General features: G+C 71.3%; 14 protein-coding genes and 3 tRNA genes. 8 read left to right on the top strand and 9 right to left on the bottom strand.

Annotated elements, in window-relative coordinates; genetic code table 11:
* Positions 1-35: 35 nt before the first annotated feature.
* On the top strand, positions 36-1,943 hold the full coding sequence (gene dnaG / locus ACIQIB_RS11760) for a DNA primase (protein WP_363607171.1): 1,908 nt from the start codon (positions 36-38) through the stop codon (positions 1,941-1,943).
* A 200-nt stretch (positions 1,944-2,143) separates the two neighbouring features.
* The gene (locus ACIQIB_RS11755) at positions 2,144-3,238 is read left to right on the top strand and encodes an RNA polymerase sigma factor (protein WP_400652336.1); all 1,095 of its coding nucleotides are present in this window, start codon (positions 2,144-2,146) and stop codon (positions 3,236-3,238) included.
* Here the strand turns inward: ACIQIB_RS11755 and ACIQIB_RS11750 are convergent.
* From ACIQIB_RS11750 to ACIQIB_RS11735, 4 genes are all read right to left on the bottom strand, one after another.
* On the bottom strand, positions 3,235-3,414 hold the full coding sequence (locus ACIQIB_RS11750; protein ID WP_363607169.1) for a hypothetical protein: 180 nt from the start codon (positions 3,412-3,414) through the stop codon (positions 3,235-3,237). The genes ACIQIB_RS11755 and ACIQIB_RS11750 overlap by 4 nt on opposite strands.
* Before the next feature lie 67 nt (positions 3,415-3,481).
* On the bottom strand, positions 3,482-4,885 hold the full coding sequence (locus ACIQIB_RS11745; RefSeq protein WP_363607168.1) for a glutamate decarboxylase: 1,404 nt from the start codon (positions 4,883-4,885) through the stop codon (positions 3,482-3,484).
* 85 nt (positions 4,886-4,970) lie between these two features.
* Positions 4,971-6,401 (bottom strand): FGGY family carbohydrate kinase, encoded by a 1,431-nt coding sequence (locus ACIQIB_RS11740; RefSeq protein ID WP_363607166.1) that lies wholly within the window; start codon positions 6,399-6,401, stop codon positions 4,971-4,973.
* A 118-nt stretch (positions 6,402-6,519) separates the two neighbouring features.
* Complete coding sequence (locus ACIQIB_RS11735) at positions 6,520-6,816, bottom strand: hypothetical protein (RefSeq protein WP_400652338.1); 297 nt, start codon at positions 6,814-6,816, stop codon at positions 6,520-6,522.
* A gap of 243 nt (positions 6,817-7,059) precedes the next feature.
* Here ACIQIB_RS11735 and ACIQIB_RS11730 point away from each other — a divergent pair.
* Positions 7,060-7,132 (top strand) — tRNA-Asn (locus tag ACIQIB_RS11730).
* Between the two features lie 61 nt (positions 7,133-7,193).
* Positions 7,194-7,266: transfer RNA gene (locus tag ACIQIB_RS11725), tRNA-Asn, on the top strand.
* 123 nt (positions 7,267-7,389) lie between these two features.
* Here ACIQIB_RS11725 and ACIQIB_RS11720 read toward each other — a convergent pair.
* Together ACIQIB_RS11720 and ACIQIB_RS11715 are read right to left on the bottom strand one after the other, a co-directional pair.
* Complete coding sequence (locus ACIQIB_RS11720) at positions 7,390-8,136, bottom strand: trypsin-like peptidase domain-containing protein (RefSeq protein ID WP_363607163.1); 747 nt, start codon at positions 8,134-8,136, stop codon at positions 7,390-7,392.
* A 117-nt stretch (positions 8,137-8,253) separates the two neighbouring features.
* Positions 8,254-9,099, bottom strand: a complete 846-nt coding sequence (locus tag ACIQIB_RS11715; protein WP_400757715.1) for a trypsin-like serine peptidase — start codon at positions 9,097-9,099, stop codon at positions 8,254-8,256.
* A 189-nt stretch (positions 9,100-9,288) separates the two neighbouring features.
* Here ACIQIB_RS11715 and ACIQIB_RS11710 point away from each other — a divergent pair.
* Together ACIQIB_RS11710 and ACIQIB_RS11705 are read left to right on the top strand one after the other, a co-directional pair.
* Positions 9,289-9,362 (top strand) — tRNA-Ile (locus ACIQIB_RS11710).
* 287 nt (positions 9,363-9,649) lie between these two features.
* Positions 9,650-11,050, top strand: a complete 1,401-nt coding sequence (locus tag ACIQIB_RS11705) for a hypothetical protein (protein WP_400757714.1) — start codon at positions 9,650-9,652, stop codon at positions 11,048-11,050.
* Between the two features lie 61 nt (positions 11,051-11,111).
* Here the strand turns inward: ACIQIB_RS11705 and xerC are convergent, their stop codons facing one another.
* Positions 11,112-12,737: a tyrosine recombinase XerC gene (gene xerC, locus ACIQIB_RS11700; protein ID WP_400757713.1), complete on the bottom strand. Its 1,626-nt coding sequence runs from the start codon at positions 12,735-12,737 to the stop codon at positions 11,112-11,114.
* 290 nt (positions 12,738-13,027) lie between these two features.
* Between xerC and ACIQIB_RS11695 the strand changes: the two genes are divergently transcribed.
* Positions 13,028-13,285 (top strand): DNA-binding protein, encoded by a 258-nt coding sequence (locus tag ACIQIB_RS11695; RefSeq protein ID WP_400757712.1) that lies wholly within the window; start codon positions 13,028-13,030, stop codon positions 13,283-13,285.
* A 75-nt stretch (positions 13,286-13,360) separates the two neighbouring features.
* Positions 13,361-14,365, top strand: a complete 1,005-nt coding sequence (locus tag ACIQIB_RS11690) for a recombinase family protein (RefSeq protein ID WP_400757711.1) — start codon at positions 13,361-13,363, stop codon at positions 14,363-14,365.
* Between the two features lie 16 nt (positions 14,366-14,381).
* Here the strand turns inward: ACIQIB_RS11690 and ACIQIB_RS11685 are convergent, their stop codons facing one another.
* Positions 14,382-15,152: a hypothetical protein gene (locus ACIQIB_RS11685; protein ID WP_400757710.1), complete on the bottom strand. Its 771-nt coding sequence runs from the start codon at positions 15,150-15,152 to the stop codon at positions 14,382-14,384.
* A gap of 43 nt (positions 15,153-15,195) precedes the next feature.
* Positions 15,196-15,726, bottom strand: coding sequence for a hypothetical protein (locus ACIQIB_RS11680; protein WP_400757709.1), 531 nt, complete (start codon positions 15,724-15,726; stop codon positions 15,196-15,198).
* Positions 15,727-16,250 lie beyond the last annotated feature (524 nt).

Genomic DNA, 16,250 nt, shown 5'->3' with positions numbered 1-16,250 from the left:
TCGGGAACCGGCCGGGGTGGACGTAGACTTCCGGAGTGGCCGGGCGGATCAGGGACGAAGACGTACAGGCGGTGCGCAGCGCACTGCCGATCGACGTGGTGGTCGGCGACTACGTACAGCTGACCAACGGTGGCGGCGGCGAGTACAAGGGCGTCTGCCCCTTCCACGACGAGAAGTCCGCCTCCTTCTACGTCAACCCCGCCAAGGGCGTCTTCCACTGCTTCGGCTGCCAGGAGAACGGCGACACGATCGCCTTCCTGATGAAGATCGAGCACTTCACCTTCGCCGAGGCCGTCGAGCGGATGGCCGCCCAGGCGAACATCACGCTCCGCTACGAGGAGGGCGGCTACAGCCCCCGCCACCAGCAGGGCGAGCGCACCCGGCTGGTCGAGGCGCACAAGGTGGCCTCCGCCTTCTACCAGGAGCAGCTGGCCTCGCCGGAGGCGGAGATCGGCCGCCGCTTCCTCGCCGAACGCGGCTTCGACGAACAGGCCGCGCAGACCTTCGGCGTCGGCTACGCCCCGGCCGGCTGGGAGAACCTGGTGCGCTACCTGCGCGGCAAGGGCTTCAGCGACAAGGAGATCCTGCTCGGCGGCCTGGCCTCGCAGGGCCAGCGCGGCGGCCTGATCGACCGCTTCCGGGGCCGGCTGGTCTGGCCGATCCGCGACATCGCGGGTGAGACGGTCGGCTTCGGCGCCCGCCGTCTGCGCGAGGACGACAACGGGCCGAAGTACCTCAACACCCCCGAGACGCCGATCTACAAGAAGTCCCACGTGCTGTACGGGATCGACCTGGCGAAGAAGGAGATCGCCAAGTCGGGCCGGGCGGTGGTGGTCGAGGGCTACACCGATGTGATGGCCTGTCATCTCGCGGGCGTCACCACGGCGGTGGCCACCTGCGGCACCGCCTTCGCCGAGGACCACATCAAGATCATCCGCCGGCTGCTGATGGACACCTCGCAGTACCGCGGCGAGACGGTGTTCACCTTCGACGGCGACGCGGCCGGCCAGAAGGCGGCCCTGCGGGCCTTCGAGGACGACCAGAAGTTCGCCGCCAAGACCTCCATCGCGGTCAGCCCCGGTGGCATGGACCCGTGCGACCTGCGCCTGGCCAAGGGCGACGACGCGGTCCGCGAACTCATCGACAACCCGGTCCCGCTGTTCGAGTTCGCGCTGCGCTCGGCCGTCGCCCGGCACCGGGTGGAGACCCCCGAGGGCCGTTCGGCGGCGCTGGAGGAGGCCGCGCCGATCGTGGCCAAGATCAAGGACCGTTCGATCCAGCACGAGTACGCCGTCCGGCTGGCCGGCATGCTCGGCATCCTGGACGAGCCGTTCGTGATCCGCCGCGTCTCCCAGCTGGCCCGCTGGGACCGCGAGCGCCAGCAGAACCCGCGCGGCAACGGCCGGCCCCGCCGCCCCGAACCCGCGCAGCCCGTCCGCCCCGCCCGTCCGGTGTTCCGGCTCAACCCGCGCGACCCGGCCCAGTTCGTCGAGCGCGAGCTGCTCAAGCTGGCCCTCCAGCACCCGGACCTGGTCAGCCCGGCCTTCGACCACTACGCCGAGGACGAGTTCCCCACCCCGCCGTACACCGCCGTGCGCCGCGCCGTCGCCCAGGCCGGCGGCGCCGCGTACGGGGCCACCCTGGCCGACTTCACCAGTGTGGTGCGCGAGGCGGCCCCGGACGACCAGGTGCGCTCGCTGGTCACCGAGCTGACCGTGGAACCGGTGCGGTCGCGCCGCAAGGTGGACGCGGTCTACGCGGGGGAGTTCCTGGTCAAGCTGCGGATGCTGGCCGTGGACCGGCGGGTGGACGAGGTCCGCGCCCACCTCCAGCGGCTCGGTACCCGGGCCGCCGCCGAGGAACTGCACGCGGTGCAGAGCGAGCTGTGGCAGCTCCAGCAGTACGGGCAGCAGCTCCGGAGCCGGGGCGCCGCGGCGCTGTAGGGCCGGGCGCCGCGGGCCGGGTCCGCCGCAGAAAGTCCGCGCACGAGTCTCGGCCACGGAGCGTGGCGTACCGCACACTGGAGGGCGTCCCACCTTCGTACAGCGCGGGTCCGCCAGAGTCGCGCCCGCCCCGGGGGGTGCCCGTGGAGCAAGGCCTTGCCGCCGCCGGACCGACCACCGCCGGACCGGCCACCGACCCGATCGCCCCCCACGACGACCACGGCCGGGCCGGGGCACCGCCTCCGGCCGGAGCCCGGGTGCCCGCGCAGGGCCACCCCGAGGCCCCGGACCCGCCGGTGGACGCGGACCCCGGGCCCGTCCGCGGTCGTGACCTCGGCCCCGATCCCGACCGCGAGCCCGGCCGCACGCCCGCCGAGGCGACCGGCCCCGCGGCGGACCTGCTCCGCCAGTACCTGCGCGAGATCGGCCGGATCCGCCTGCTCAACGCCGAGGAGGAGGTGGAACTGGCCCGCCGGATCGAGGCCGGCCTGTTCGCCGAGGAGCGGCTGAACCGCGAACCGCCGCCCCCCGAGCCGCTGGCCGCCGAGCTGGACACCCTGGTGCTGGCCGGACGGATCGCCAAACGCCGGCTGATCGAGGCCAATCTGCGGCTGGTGGTCTCGGTCGCCAAACGCTACGTCGGCCGCGGGCTGACCCTGCTGGACCTGGTCCAGGAGGGCAATCTGGGGCTGATCCGGGCGGTGGAGAAGTTCGACTACGCCCGGGGCTACAAGTTCTCCACCTATGCCACCTGGTGGATCCGCCAGGCGATGAGCCGGGCGCTGGCCGACCAGGCCCGGACGATCCGGGTCCCGGTGCACGTGGTCGAGCTGATCAACCGGGTGGTCCGGGTACAGCGCTCCCTGCTCCAGGAACGCGGGGCCGAGCCCGGCCCGGCCGACATCGCGGCCGTCCTGGAGCTCACCGGGGAGCGGGTGCGCGAGCTGCTCCGGCTGGCCCAGGAACCGATCTCGCTGCACACCCCGGTCGGCGAGGAGGACGATGTCGCGCTCGGCGACCTGATCGAGGACGCCGACGCCGCCTCTCCCGCCGAGTCCGCCACCTTCCTGCTGCTGCGCCAGCACCTGGACGCGGTGCTGGCCACCCTCGGCGAACGGGAGCGCCAGGTCGTCCAGCTCCGCTACGGCCTGGACGACGGCCGCCCCCGCACCCTGGAGGAGATCGGCGCGCTGTTCGGCGTGACGAGGGAACGGATCCGGCAGATCGAGTCCAAGACCCTGGTCAAGCTCCGCGACCACGCCTTCGCCGAACAGCTACGGGGCTACCTCGATTAGGACTGCCCGGCGGCGGTCACGGCGGCGCTCGGCTGCTCAGTGGCTACGGCGGCCGGCGGCGAGGCCGGGCCGATCGGGATCGGGGCGGAGGCGACCATGTGCGCCAGGTCGGAGACGGCCATCGTGCAGCCGTTGCCGGCCGGCTGGTGGCCGCAGACCTGGAAGGTGGCGACCACGTCCGCCCCGGAGGTCCCCCGGAGCCGTGAGGCGCCGTCAGAAGCCCCGCCGGGCACCGTCACCGGCTCAGTGGTGGAAGCCCGTCCTCGGTGGCACACCGAGCTCCCGGAGCGGGCCGGGCTGGCGCCGCAGCTCCGGCAGCAGCCGGCCGAGGTCGGCGAGCAGCAGGTCGGCCAGGTCCCTGGAGAAGCCGTTGCGGCAGACCACCCGCAGCACCGAGAGGTCCTGCAGGTTCTCCGGGAAGGTGTACGCGGGCACCTGCCAGCCGCGTTCACGCAGCCGCCGGGAGACGTCGAAGACGTCGAAGGGCACGTCCTCGGTGGTGGTGAAGGCGAAGACCGGCAGCTGGTCGCCGCGGGTCAGCAGCCGGAAGCCGCCGAGCGCCTCGATCCGCCCGGCCAGGTAGACCGCGACCTCGCGGCAGGCGCCCTGGACGGCCCGGAAGCCGTCCCGGCCGAGCCGCAGGAAGACGTAGTACTGCGCGACCACCTCGGCGCCGGGGCGGGAGAAGTTCAGGGCGAAGGTCGGCATCTCGCCGCCCAGGTAGTTGACCCGGAAGACCAGTTCCTCGGGCAGTGCCTCCTTGTCGCGCCACAGGGCCCAGCCGACGCCCGGGTAGACCAGGCCGTACTTGTGGCCGGAGGTGTTGATCGAGGCGACCCGGGGCAGCCGGAAGTCCCAGACCAGCTCGGGGTCGAGGAAGGGCGCGACCATGCCGCCGGAGGCGCCGTCCACGTGCACCGGGACGTCCAGACCGGTGCGCTGCTGGAGCTCGTCCAGGGCCGCGCAGATCTCCGCCACCGGCTCGTAGGAGCCGTCGAAGGTGGAGCCGAGCACGCCCACCACGCCGATGGTGTTCTCGTCGCAGAGCGCCACCGCCTGCTCGGGGCCGAGGTGGTAGCGCTCGCCCTCCATCGGCGCGAGGCGCGGCTCCACCTCCCAGAAGTTGCAGAACTTCTCCCAGCAGACCTGCACATTGACGCCCATGACCAGGTTGGGCCGGGCGCCGGCCGCGTAGCGCTCGGGGTTGCGGCGCATCCAGCGGCGCTTGAGGGCGAGGCCGGCCAGCATGCAGGCCTCGCTGGAGCCGGTGGTGGAGCAGCCGACCGTGCCGTCCGGGTCGGGGGCGTGCCAGAGGTCGGCGAGGATCGCCACGCAGCGCCGCTCCAGTTCGGCGGTCTGCGGGTACTCGTCCTTGTCGATCATGTTCTTGTCCAGGCACTCGGTCATCAGCCGGATGGCCTGGACCTCCATCGACGTGGTGACGAAGGTCGCCAGGTTGAGCCTGGCGTTGCCGTCGAGCAGCAGCTCGTCGTGGATCAGCTGGTAGGCCGTGTCGGCCGGCACCGGCCCGTCGCCCAGCCGGTGCAGCGGCGGTGCCAGCTCCATCGGGCCCAGCGGGTCGGCCGTGCCGACGAACGGACTGACGGTCAGCCGGCGGTCGTCGCCGGCTCCCTTGTGCAGCGCCATGAGGTCGTGCCGCCCTTCACTGCGATGGCCGCGTGGCCTCCCACGCTGCCATCGGCCGGCGGGTGACGCATCTTCACCGGCCCGGCTACGCGGTCTCCGGGTGGATCTGCTCGCGGGCGGCCCGGTACTGCTGGCGCACCGCCGAGCCGACCGGGAGGTCCTGCTCGGGGTCGGGCGTGACGGTGACGGCCTCCGGCAGCTCCCAGCGCGGCGGCTGGGAGGTGCCCGCGAGCGCCCAGGCGGCCTGCCGGGCCGCGCCGCGGGCCGCGTGGGCCCCCGGCGGCGGGACCACGACGGGGATGCCGAACAGCATCGGAGCGATCCGGCGGACGGCCGGCAGCCGCCCGGCCGCGCCGAGCAGGAAGACCCGCTTCACCGCCACGCCCTGGGCGCGCAGCACGTCCAGCGCGTCCGCGATGTTGCAGAGCATGCCCTCGACGGCGGCCCGGGCCAGGTGCTGCGGGGTCATCGACTCGGTCCGCAGCCCGGTGAGCGTGCCGGCCGCGTGCGGCAGGGCGGGCGTCCGCTCGCCGTCCAGGTAGGGCAGCAGCACCACCCCGTACGCGCCGGGGGAGGACTGCAGGGCCAGCTCGCTCAGGCCCGCCAGGTCCTGGCCGAGCAGGGCGGCGGTGGAGCGGAGCACCTGGGCGGCGTTCAGGGTGGCGACCATCGGCAGGTGGCGGCCGGTGGCGTCGGCGAAGGACGAGACCAGCCCGGTGGCGTCCACCACGGCCTGCTCGTGCACCGCGAAGATCGTCCCGGAGCTGCCGAGCGAGACCACGGCGTCGCCCGGCCCGAGGCCGAGGCCGAGCGCGGCGGCCATGTTGTCCCCGGTGCCGGCCGAGATCAGCAGGCCCTCGGGGGTGTGCCCGGCGGGCTCGGCGGGGCCGAGCACATCGGGCAGCCGCAGCTCGTGACCGAGTGCCAGCTCCACCAGGTCCTGCCGGTACTCGCCGGTGATCGGAGACCAGTAGCCGGTGCCGGAGGCGTCTCCCCGGTCGGTGGTGCGCCGCTTGGGGTGGCCGAGCAGCTGCCAGACCAGCCAGTCGTGCGGCAGCAGCACCTCGGCCACCCGGCGGGCCGCGGCGGGCTCGAACTCCGCCAGCCAGCGCAGCTTGGCGATGGTGTACATGGGCCCGGGGACGGCGCCGATGGCGGCGGTCCACGCGGCCGGGCCGCCGAGCGCGTCCAGCAGGGCGGCCGCGGCGCCGCTGGAGCGCGGGTCGTTCCAGAGGATCGCGGGCCGCACCAGCACGCCGCCGGCGTCCAGGCCGATCATGCCGTGCTGCTGCGCGCTGACGCCGATCGCCCGGACGCCCTCCAGCAGGCCGCCGGCGGCCGCGTCGCCCAGCGAGTGCAGCCAGATCTGCGGGTCGGCCTCGCCGGGCCGGACGTCGGGGCCCTCCGGCACGGGGTGCGGCGCCTTGCCGGACCGCAGCACCGCGCCGGTCTCGGTGTCGCACGCGACGATCCGGGTGCGACTGGTCGAGCTGTCTATCCCCGCGACGATGGCCATGTCGAGATCATGCCTCAGCCCGGGCCCGGACGCGGTCGGCGCGGGCAGGTTTTGTCCGTCCGGTACCTCCGGCGTGGGGCCCGGGAGGGCCGGCCGTCACCAGACCGTCACCGTCCCGTCACGGACGGAAGGTACCCCAGCTGTCGTCCTCGACCCGGGGGCGGTTGAAGTACGGCACCCGGTCGGCGACGGACTGCGGCAGCCGGTCGCCCACCTTGCCCGCGACGGCACCGGCCGCCTTCCCGGCCACCGCGCCGGCCTGGTGCTTCGCCTTGTCGGCCGCGCTCTGCACCTTGGGGTTCTGGGCGACCTGCCGGGTCACCTTGGCGATCTGCTCGTAGCGCTGGCGCCCGGCCCGCGAGCCCAGGACGTAGCCCGCTGCGAGCCCGACGATCAACGACAGCTTCCACATGATCGGATTCCACCCTCTCCTGGCGGCCTCTGCCGCATTGCCCTACCCGTCCGCCGGGGCGGCGAACCGTCCGCGCCCCCAGCATCCCCCGGGGTCCTTGTGGGGCGCGCGCGGGGCGCGCCGGGCAGGGGCCCGCCGGGGAGGCCGGGGAAAGCGATTGGCGGACCACCCCCCCGAGTGCGCTAATGTATGTCCCGCAGCGAGCGCCGAGGAACCCGGGAAGCCGGGCCCGAAGCGGAAGCTCGATCCCCCATAGCTCAATTGGCAGAGCAGCCGACTGTTAATCGGCAGGTTATTGGTTCGAGTCCAATTGGGGGAGCTCAGGTGGCAGGCCTCCGGGTCGGCCGTCCTGGCCGTGGTACGGCAGTGGTGTACCGCGATCCCGCATAGCTCAATTGGCAGAGCAGCCGGCTGTTAACCGGCAGGTTTTTGGTTCGAGTCCAAATGCGGGAGCTGCATCGGGTCCGCCCGGTGACTGCTCAGAGCGAAGGCCCCTCGGACGACCGGGGGGCCTTCGTGTTGCCCCGCCCCCCTGCCTCCTGCGTTTCGCCTGCGGCCCCCGGCGGCCCGGCCGGTTCAGGCGGTGGCCTGCCGGTACAGCTCGGCGACCCGGTTGTCGAAGGCGATGCTGTACGAGGTGCCGGGGCTGTCGCCGCCCTCCTGGTAGCCGCCGATCACCCCGATCACCGCGCCCGCCGTGGTGACCCACGGGCTGCCGCTGGTGCCGTCCGTGTAGCCGCGGCAGTCGAACCGCTCCTGGGTCGGGCTCTGCGAACTGGTCAGGGCCGAGCAGGTGATCGGCTCGTCGCCGGTGTTGGGGTAGCCCGTCACCGAGACCGTGAGCCCGAAGCCCTGTCCGGTGCCCAGCGGATTGCCGCCGACCGTGTCCTCGATCTCCCGGCCGTCCACCGGCCGCACGGTGACGAACGCCACGTCGTACTCCGGGTCGTCGCCCTCGGCCCAGCGCGGATCGACGGTGACCGAGGCGACCGGCCAACTCCCATGGGGCGAGTACCCGTTGCGGTAGCCGGGAGTGAACACCAGGCCGTCCAGCAGGCCGATCCGGCGGCTCTGCACGCAGTGCGCGGCGGTCACCAGCAGATTGCGCCTCGGGCTGGTCACCACACTCGCGGTGCAGGCCCGGGGCCCCTGCGCGGTGCGGACCGAGAGGGTGCCGATCCGGTCGCCCGCCGGGGTCTGCGGCGCCACCTCGGCGGTTCGCGACTCCTCGCTCCCGCCGCAGGCGGTACCGGTGGCGAGCAGCAGGGCCGCCAGCGCGACCGTCCGTGCCGCGAGCACGGGCCGTACCGGGCGGGAGGCCATCGGGGTTCCGTCCTGTCCTCGGGGCGGGCACTGCGAGTCGTGCGTACCGCCGTTCGTGAGGAAGATCTACCAGTCCGCGCCCGGCGGCGCCACTGCCGACCCGTCCGGCCCCGGCGGCTATCCCGTGGCGCGGTCGTACAGGGCCTGGACGCGGTCCCCGAAGTAGCTGCTGTACGAGGTGTCCGGGCTGTCGCCGCCCTCCTGGTAGCCACCGATCACCCCGACCACGGTGCCGGTTCTGGTGGCCGGGTCGAAGTCGGTCACCCAGGGGCTGCCGCTGGTGCCGCCGGTGTAGTTGGGGCAGTCGATCCGCAGTTGGGTGGGGCTCTGCTCGACGGTGGTGTTGGCACAGGTGATCGGCACATCGCTGGTGCCGGGGTAGCCGGTGACCCGCACCGGCAGCCGGTGGCCGCGGTTGACGCCCAGCTTGTTCGCGCCGAGCACCTGCTGCACCTGCTGCCCGTTCTGTGACTGGACGACGGCGAAGGCGACGTCCACGTCCGGGTCGGCACCGTTCTTCCAGGCCTGGTCGACGGTGACGGCGAGCAGCGGCCAGACGCCGCTCGGGGTCCCGCCGTCCCGGTAGCCGGGCACGAACACCAGGTCGCCGCGCTGGCCGAGCCGGGGGTCCCAGACGCAGTGCGCGGCGGTGACGATCAGGTTGAGTCCGGCGCTGTCGACCACGCTGGCGGTGCAGAAGTGGTCGCCTTCGGCGTTGCGGGTGAAGACGGCGCCGACCAGCCCGTTGAGCACGGTGGGCTTGGCGGTGCGGGTGACACCGGTCTGCCGGCCGAGCGCGGCCCGCAGCCGCTGCCTGCTCCATCCGTGGGTGTCGGCGGACGCCGAGGGCGGGTGCGAACTCACCGTCGGTGTGCCGCCGCCGGGCCCCGCCGGGGTGGTGCAGCCCGCCGCGGCCAGCACCGTCACCACGACGCCCGCCGCCACCGCCTCACGTACCGTCATCCGCCCAGGCTCCCCGCCTCGTGGTGCCCTCATCAACCGGTTGCTCCGCCCGGGGAGGCGCGAATCCGTGCGTGCCGATGTGCGCCCCCGGCGCGCACCAGGGGTGACCGACCGGCTATGCTGCCCGGGACGGCCATTCGGGGCTGTCTGCTGCTGCCGCGACCGGACCACCGGCGTGCACGGCGAACCGGGGCGGTAGCTCAGCCGGTTAGAGCAGGGGACTCATAATCCCTTGGTCGTGGGTTCGAGTCCCACCCGCCCCACACCTCGGCCAGACGGTTCGTCAGATAAAAGGACCAGCTGACCTGCGAAAACGCTTGCAGATCCGATCGGAACTGTAGAGCATCCAGCCCCTCCGCCACCGCATTCCGCGCCGAAGTTCACCCTCCTAGCGGACATCCAGCGGACATGGCGGAGGAGAGTGGACATCTGACAGGCTGACCTCCGCGAGCGCGCACCACCAGCCGCGCACGCCGACGAGACGCCGCCCTCTCGCCGAGGTGAAGCCCGACGCATCCCCCGGTCCAGGGGCGGGGAGGAGCAGCAGCCGGTGATCAACCTCGAAGAACTGGTGACCCGGGTCCACACTCCCGAGGTCCGTACCCTCGTCCAGGACGCCCATCGCGCCTACACCAACGGCATCCCCCGCGCCGCGATCGTGCTCACCTGGACCGCGGTCTGCGCGGACCTGATCGCCAAGGCGCAGGCCCTCAAGGACGACAAGGACCCTGACGCCAGCGACCTCGTCGAGAAGGTGGAGGAGGCCCAGAAGCTCGCCGCCGACACCAGCGAGCAGCAACGCCGGGCCGCCATCCCGATCATGCTCGAAGTCGAACGGACCATCCTCGACACCGCGCTCAAGCTGGAGCTGATCGACTCCTCCCAGCACATCCAGCTGGACCGGCTGCGCGCCGACCGTCACCAGAGCGCCCACCCGTCGCTGCGCCCGCTCGGTGAGCTGTACGAGCCGACCGGCGAGTACGCCCGCGCCCACCTAGTGGCGGCGCTGGACGCTCTGCTGATCCACCCGCCGAGCCAGGGCCGCAAGGTGGTGGACAGCTTCGCGGCCCACGTCGCCGATCCGGGGTTCGTCCTGCACCCGGGCCACCTCGCCCACACCTACTTCGACCGTGTCCGCCCCTCCACCCGCCACCGGGTGGTCGAGTTCGCGTCGAAGTTCGCCGTCCTGCAGATCGACGCCCCCACCGTCGCGCTGCCGGCGGGCGTGCTTGCTGACCGGATGGCCGACTGCCTGCGCTGCTTCGCCGGGCAGGACGTCACGGTGGTGGAGCAGGCCGTGGCCAAGCAGATGGGCAAGCTCGCGGCGGCAGAGCCAGGTGTGCAGCTGTCGGCGCTCGCCCGGCTGGGTGACCTGCCCGCCTTCTGGACGTCAGTTCCGGAGAGCCTGCGGGGCCTGTTCGATGCCCGGATTGTGCAGATCGGGGTGAACGACAGGACGTTGGCGGACCCGCTCACAACCGAAGAGATCAAGGTGCTCAGCCTGATCACCTACCCCGAGCTGAGGCAATCCCTCCCCGGGCTGGAGGTGGCCTTCACGAAGCTGCATCTCCGGACCAAGACCGACGTGATCAGGCTTCGGCCGGACCCCTACTATGTCGCGCACCTGCCCGAGATCATTGCCCTGGTCGGCAGCTTCGACTCAGGGAACTCCGTGATGCGGAACGCCGTGGCGCCGTGCGCGCCGTTCCTGGATACGACGTCGTTGGGGGCGGTGCTGCGGGCCTGGTGGGACAACAACCAGTGCTGGGGGCGGCGCGTCAACGACTCCTTGGAGGAGGTCTACGAGGCGACCGCCCACCTCGGCCAAGACCGCGACACGGTGTGGAAGCCCTTCGTGGACGAGCTGAGTCAGTACCCCGACCTCCACGAAGACGTTCTTCGGCGCTTCGGGTGGACCACGCCGGAGCAGGCGGCCACCAGCCAGGAGTAGGGGCCCGGAGGCATGCAGAAGGGGCGGTGACCAGGTGGTCACCGCCCCGTGCTGGATCGGGTCAGGCCGGAACCAGCTCGGCGGTCTTCGCCGCGAGCTTCTTCTGCTGGGCGCGGCGCAGCGCGGTGAGTCGGCCGCCGGTCGGCGCCAGCACGGGAACCGGGGCCGGGGCCGGGGCCTCGACGGGGGTGGGCGCGGGGGCCGGTTCGGGGGTGGGGCGGCCGGCGCGGGGGACGACGGCGAGGGCGGCTTCGGCCTGGGCCTGCTTCGCCTCTTCCAGGGTGTTGGTGTAGGTGTCGGCGGTGATCTGGATGCCGGAGTGGCCGAGCTGGTCGCTGATGTCCTTCATGTCGGCGCCGCCGTAGTGGGCGATGCACGCCGCGCCGTGGCGGAGGCCGTGGAGGGTGATCGGGGGGAGCTTGGCTTGTTCGACGAGCTTGGCGAACCGGTAGGTGAGGTAGTCGGGGTGGTACGCCTCGCCGTTTTCCTTGGTGAAGACGAGCCCGGTCTCCTTCCACGCTGGTCCGGCCTTCTTCCGCTGGACGGTCTGCCGGTCGCGGCGGTCGGCCAGGAGGCGGGCGCTCTCGGAGTCGAGGTTGATGGTCCGCTCGGAGTCGGCCTTGGGGGCGGTCTGGTAGAGCTGGCTGGCGATGTAGACGAGCTGCTGGCTGATGGTGACCTGCATCTGGTCGAGGTCGACCTCAGACCAGGGGAGCGCGCACGTCTCGCCGCGGCGCGGGCCGCGCAGGGCCATGAAGTGCCACAGGTCGAACAGCTCGTCGTCGACGTAGGTGTCGAGGAACTCGCCGAGGAGCTGCGGTGTCCACACCATCACCTTGCCGGGGATCTCGCCGGTTGCCCGCCAGTGGGCGACGCGGGCAGGGGTCCACAGCAGTGGCTTGGGGGCCTTGACCTTGGGCAGGGTGACCAGCTCGGCCCAGTTCTTGCTGACCTCCTCGGCAAGGACGGCGTCCGCGAGGGCGCTGCGGAGCGTGGCGAGGATGCGGTGCTGCGTGGTGGGGCCGGTGACCCGTCGCTTCTTCTTGCGCTCGGAGGCCAGAAGCTCGCGGGCCTCCATCCAGGCGGCGCGCAGTACCGGCCGGTCCGCCTTGGAGCCCTCGCGCCAGGCGACGCGCTTGCGCTCGCAGTCGGCGGTGAGGAGGTCGACGTAGTCGCGGTGGAGTTCGATCTCCGTGTTCCGGTCGGCGATCGAGGCGAACATGCCTTCGATGTGGGCCTTGCGGAGGTTCTTGCGGTCGACGAGGCCGACGTACGGGGCGATGTGCAGGTCGATGTGCTCGCGGTACTTGTTGGCCGTCCCGAGCGCGATGTCCTTCTTGCCGGTGATCCACCGGACGAGGAAGTCGCCGGTGGCCTCCCGCACCCCCACGTCCAGGCCGTCCTGGTGCTGCTTCCAAAGCTTCTTGCACTCGGCGGCGGCCTTCTTCTGGGTGGGGAAGCCGCCGGGGCGGAACCGCTGGCGCTTGCCGTCGGGGCCGGCGGGCAGCTCCAGGAAGAAGTGCCAGGTCCCGTGGTTCCGCTCGCTCAGGCGGGGGCATCCGGTGCCCAGGTAGCCGGTCTTCTGGACGCCCTCCTCGTCGAGGACAGGCTTCCCCTTGAGCTTCCCGCGCCGGTGCCACTGGGGACCCTTGCACATGCACTTCTTGTAGGTCTTCTCCTCGAACATGTGTCCGAGCCTTGCCTTTCGCTCCGCTTCTCTGCTGGCCGTGGGCTGCCACGGACAGTCACTCGAATATGTGTTCTATTATGCCTCAATTCACGTCGCCGGTACACGCAACGACCGCTGCCGTCAGGGGACTTGGCGGCAAGGTGGGGGTGTCGTAGGGGTCGGCCGGTTGTTGTATGTCAACTGACTTTCGCTATCCTTGGTTGTCAGTCGCTACCTTTACCGGCCTTTCCGGCCCGGGTAGGCTGGACTCAAGTTGGCGCGGGGGAGAACGCGACAACGAACTGAACATGAAGATCGACAAGCCTGATGAGCGGGTCGTGAAGGCCGAGCGGGGCATGACGCTGCGCGAGGTCCTGAGTCTGCCCGTCACGATCAACGTGACGACGGCGGCGAGCGCGCTCGGGATGGGCCCGAACAAGGCGTACGAGGCGATCAAGGCGGGGACCTTCCCGCTGGACCTGATCGTCGTGAGCGGCACGCGGCGTGTGCTCACCGCATCCTTGTGGAGGTTGCTCCAGGTCGAGGGGCTTGTCATGGATTCGTGACGGACGTCACGTGATGGCGACACTTTGAAGTGTCGCCATCACGTGACGTCGGTGGCGCGATGGGATGGGACAACGGTGGCACCGAGAATCTTCGGCTTCGCGGACGCGGCCAAGCGCGCCCTGCTCGAAGACGAGGCACAGGTCGTGCGGTCGGTCGTAGAGCGCCGCACCGGCGGGGAGCCCTTCGCCGTAGGCGCGGCCTCTCTACGCAACGCGGGCTTCGTCGGCACTCTCGGGTCCCCGTTCACCGGCAAGACGATGGCCCGGCTCCTGAGAAACCCGGCCATCGCCGGTCTCACGTACGACGCGGACGGCAACCTGGTCGACGCCGGCCACCCGGGCATCATCACCCCCGCCCAGTTCGCCGAGCTCCAGAAGCAGGATGCCGCCGAGGCGGCCAAGAAGGAGAAGGACGGCAAGCCCGCCGAGGCGACGCCCGACTACGACTACCTCTTCGGCTCCACCGACCTGGTGACGTGCGGCATGTGCGGCGCCAGCACCCAGGGCCTGCGCACCAACGCGGGCCACCCCGGCTACTGCTGCCCGGACGGGCCCCGCGCCGACCGGCCGGGGGACTGTGGCAAGGTCCGCATCTCCGCCGGGCTCCTCGAAGACCACGCCGGCGAACAGATCGTCGCCCGCCTGATGCTGCCCGGCACCCAGGAAGCCCTGGAAGCCGCGCGTGACGAGGCACGCCGGGAGCTGGAAGTACACCGCGCCCGGCTCGCGGAGGTCCGTGCCACGGTCGACTCCCTCGGCACGATGGTGCTCCGCAAGCAGATCACCGCCAAGAGCGCCGGGATCGCCAAGAACGAGGCCGCACGGGAGACGAAGGCCCTCAACCGGGCGATCCGCCGTCTGGAGCGTGCCGCGGCGACGCCGGTCACCGGCAGCGTGGACGAGTTGGTCACCTGGTGGAACACGGCGCCCTCCGAAGCGAAGGCCGGGCTGGCGCTGCTCATGCTGTACCGCATCGACATCTTCCAGGCAGGCCGGGGGACGCGCACGATCAAGCCCGGCCGGGTGAAGCTGTGGTGGCGCCACCTACCGCCGCCACCCGACCTTCGCACCGCCGCGTAGTCAACCCGCAGGCGGGTCAGCGACTGTTGCGTCTTGCGCGGATCGAGACAGCGATGCCGCTGAACAGGCACAGCGCGAACAGCCCGGCGGACGAGGAACTCACGGCGTCCTGCGTGCTGGTGTTCCACGCGTCGCCCCGGATCTGGGTGACAGCGACGAAGGCGGCCTCGGTGCCTCCCCAGAGTGCGGAGGCGACTCCGCTGGCGGCGATCAGGCCCTGCGCGGCGGCGATGGAGCGGTGGCCCCCTCGGGCGTTGAAGATCGCCAGGGGCAAGCAGTCCCAGGCGACGGCGATGCCGGTCACTGCCCAGTAAGTGTCGATGACCAGCAGGTAGATGGCGGCTGCGCCGGCATCGGCGTACCCGTTGATCAAGTCGATGCCGCTCGGCGCGGAGAGACCCAGCACTGTGATTGCCACGGCGACACCGAAGGCCGCACCGAAGCGGACGCGCAACGCGAGGCGCCAGGCGTCGCGTTGGTAGGTCCAGGTGACGAGGAAGGCTTGGAGGCTCGCCACGGTCAGGATTCCGAGAAGGTGCACCATCACCATGCCGAGGTTGTCGACTCCGGTGATGGATTCGATTCGGGCGCTGACGCCAGGCAGAGCGACGAAGATCGAGGCGGCGCCACCGGAAGCGGCGGCGTAACGGCTCCAGCGGTCCAGGGGCCATCTACCAGCCCGGGAGTACCGGTTTTCCCGGTTTCGTATCGCCAGGCCGATGGTTGCGGCGGCGGTTGCGGTGGCGACGACCAGGGCTGCTCTCAGGATTGGGGCCGCGAAGTCCACGTCGTTCTCGTTTCGGTCGGTGCCGCCGCAGACTGCGGCGGGTTCAGCTGTAAAGCCCCTGGATTTCCTGGCGGCTCGCCTCGGCAGCCTCGGCGCGCGACAGCCGCCCACGGCGTCGGGGCTTGCGACTGTCGTCCCGCGGGGGCGTCGCGTCCGGGGCGGCCTTCAGGCCGCGCGCCGCCCGAAGGGCATGTGCAGCTTGAAGAAGCCCCTCGACACCGCTCTCGCCGAGTTCGGCGACCAGGCGCAGCGCCTCGCGGGCCTGCTCGTAGCCGTAGTAGACCTCCAGCGAATCCAGGTCTTGGGGCCCGGGCAGAAGGAACGCCGGCGGGCATTCGAATGCCTGGCCCAGCCCCACAATGGTACGGCAGGGAGGATTGGCTTTACTCCCGTTCAACGTGTGGTGAATCACTGTGTGGTCGAGGCTCGGCCTACCACTCTCATCCACCGTCCGCGCTGCAAGATCACGGACGGTGGGGGCATTCCCCGTCTCTCCGGCAAGGCGTTCGCGTAGGAACATGAGCTTCGCGGACAGGCTCCACGTACTGTCGGTGGTGGGGGAGCGCGTGGACATCTTGGATTCCCGGTGTGTCTGCACCGCGAAGCGGCTTCTTGTTGGCGATCGGCAACAGGCAGTCTAGTCGCTCCGCCGTTCATGAATGGACGCACCGGCTTTTGACAGCCCCATGGATTCGCATGCAAGCTAAGGCAGGCTGCGGGCCATCCAACCAGCTCAGCGGCCGTTTGGCCTTCGGTGAACCACGCCGGGGCCAGGTCCGCGCGGCTGCATCTAGGCGCCCGTGCCCGCACATGGGGGCTTTCCGGTGGTTATCGACAGCGCAGGGGTGGCGCGCGTGCTCGCAGAGCTTCGCCAGGCCGGGGTGGAATCCGAGCCCGGTGGCGGAAACCCCCTGGCTGGCCGCGCGGCGCTCGGCGCCCTCGTGCTTCTCGGAACTCCGAAGGTGGCGGATCGGATATCGCTGAATGCCCCTGCGGTTCGTACTGGATCCCCTCGCCCGCATGGCAGTTCGTGACCGATTGGCTGATTGTCCAGGCTCTCTGAATAGTCCTGGCAGGTCGACGGGGAATCTCGATCTT

The organism is Kitasatospora sp. NPDC092286, assembly GCF_044755565.1.
Classification (GTDB): Bacteria; Actinomycetota; Actinomycetes; order Streptomycetales; family Streptomycetaceae; genus Kitasatospora.
The sequence above is the reverse complement of the archived record's forward strand: the minus strand, read 5'-3'. Positions and strand labels throughout refer to the sequence as shown.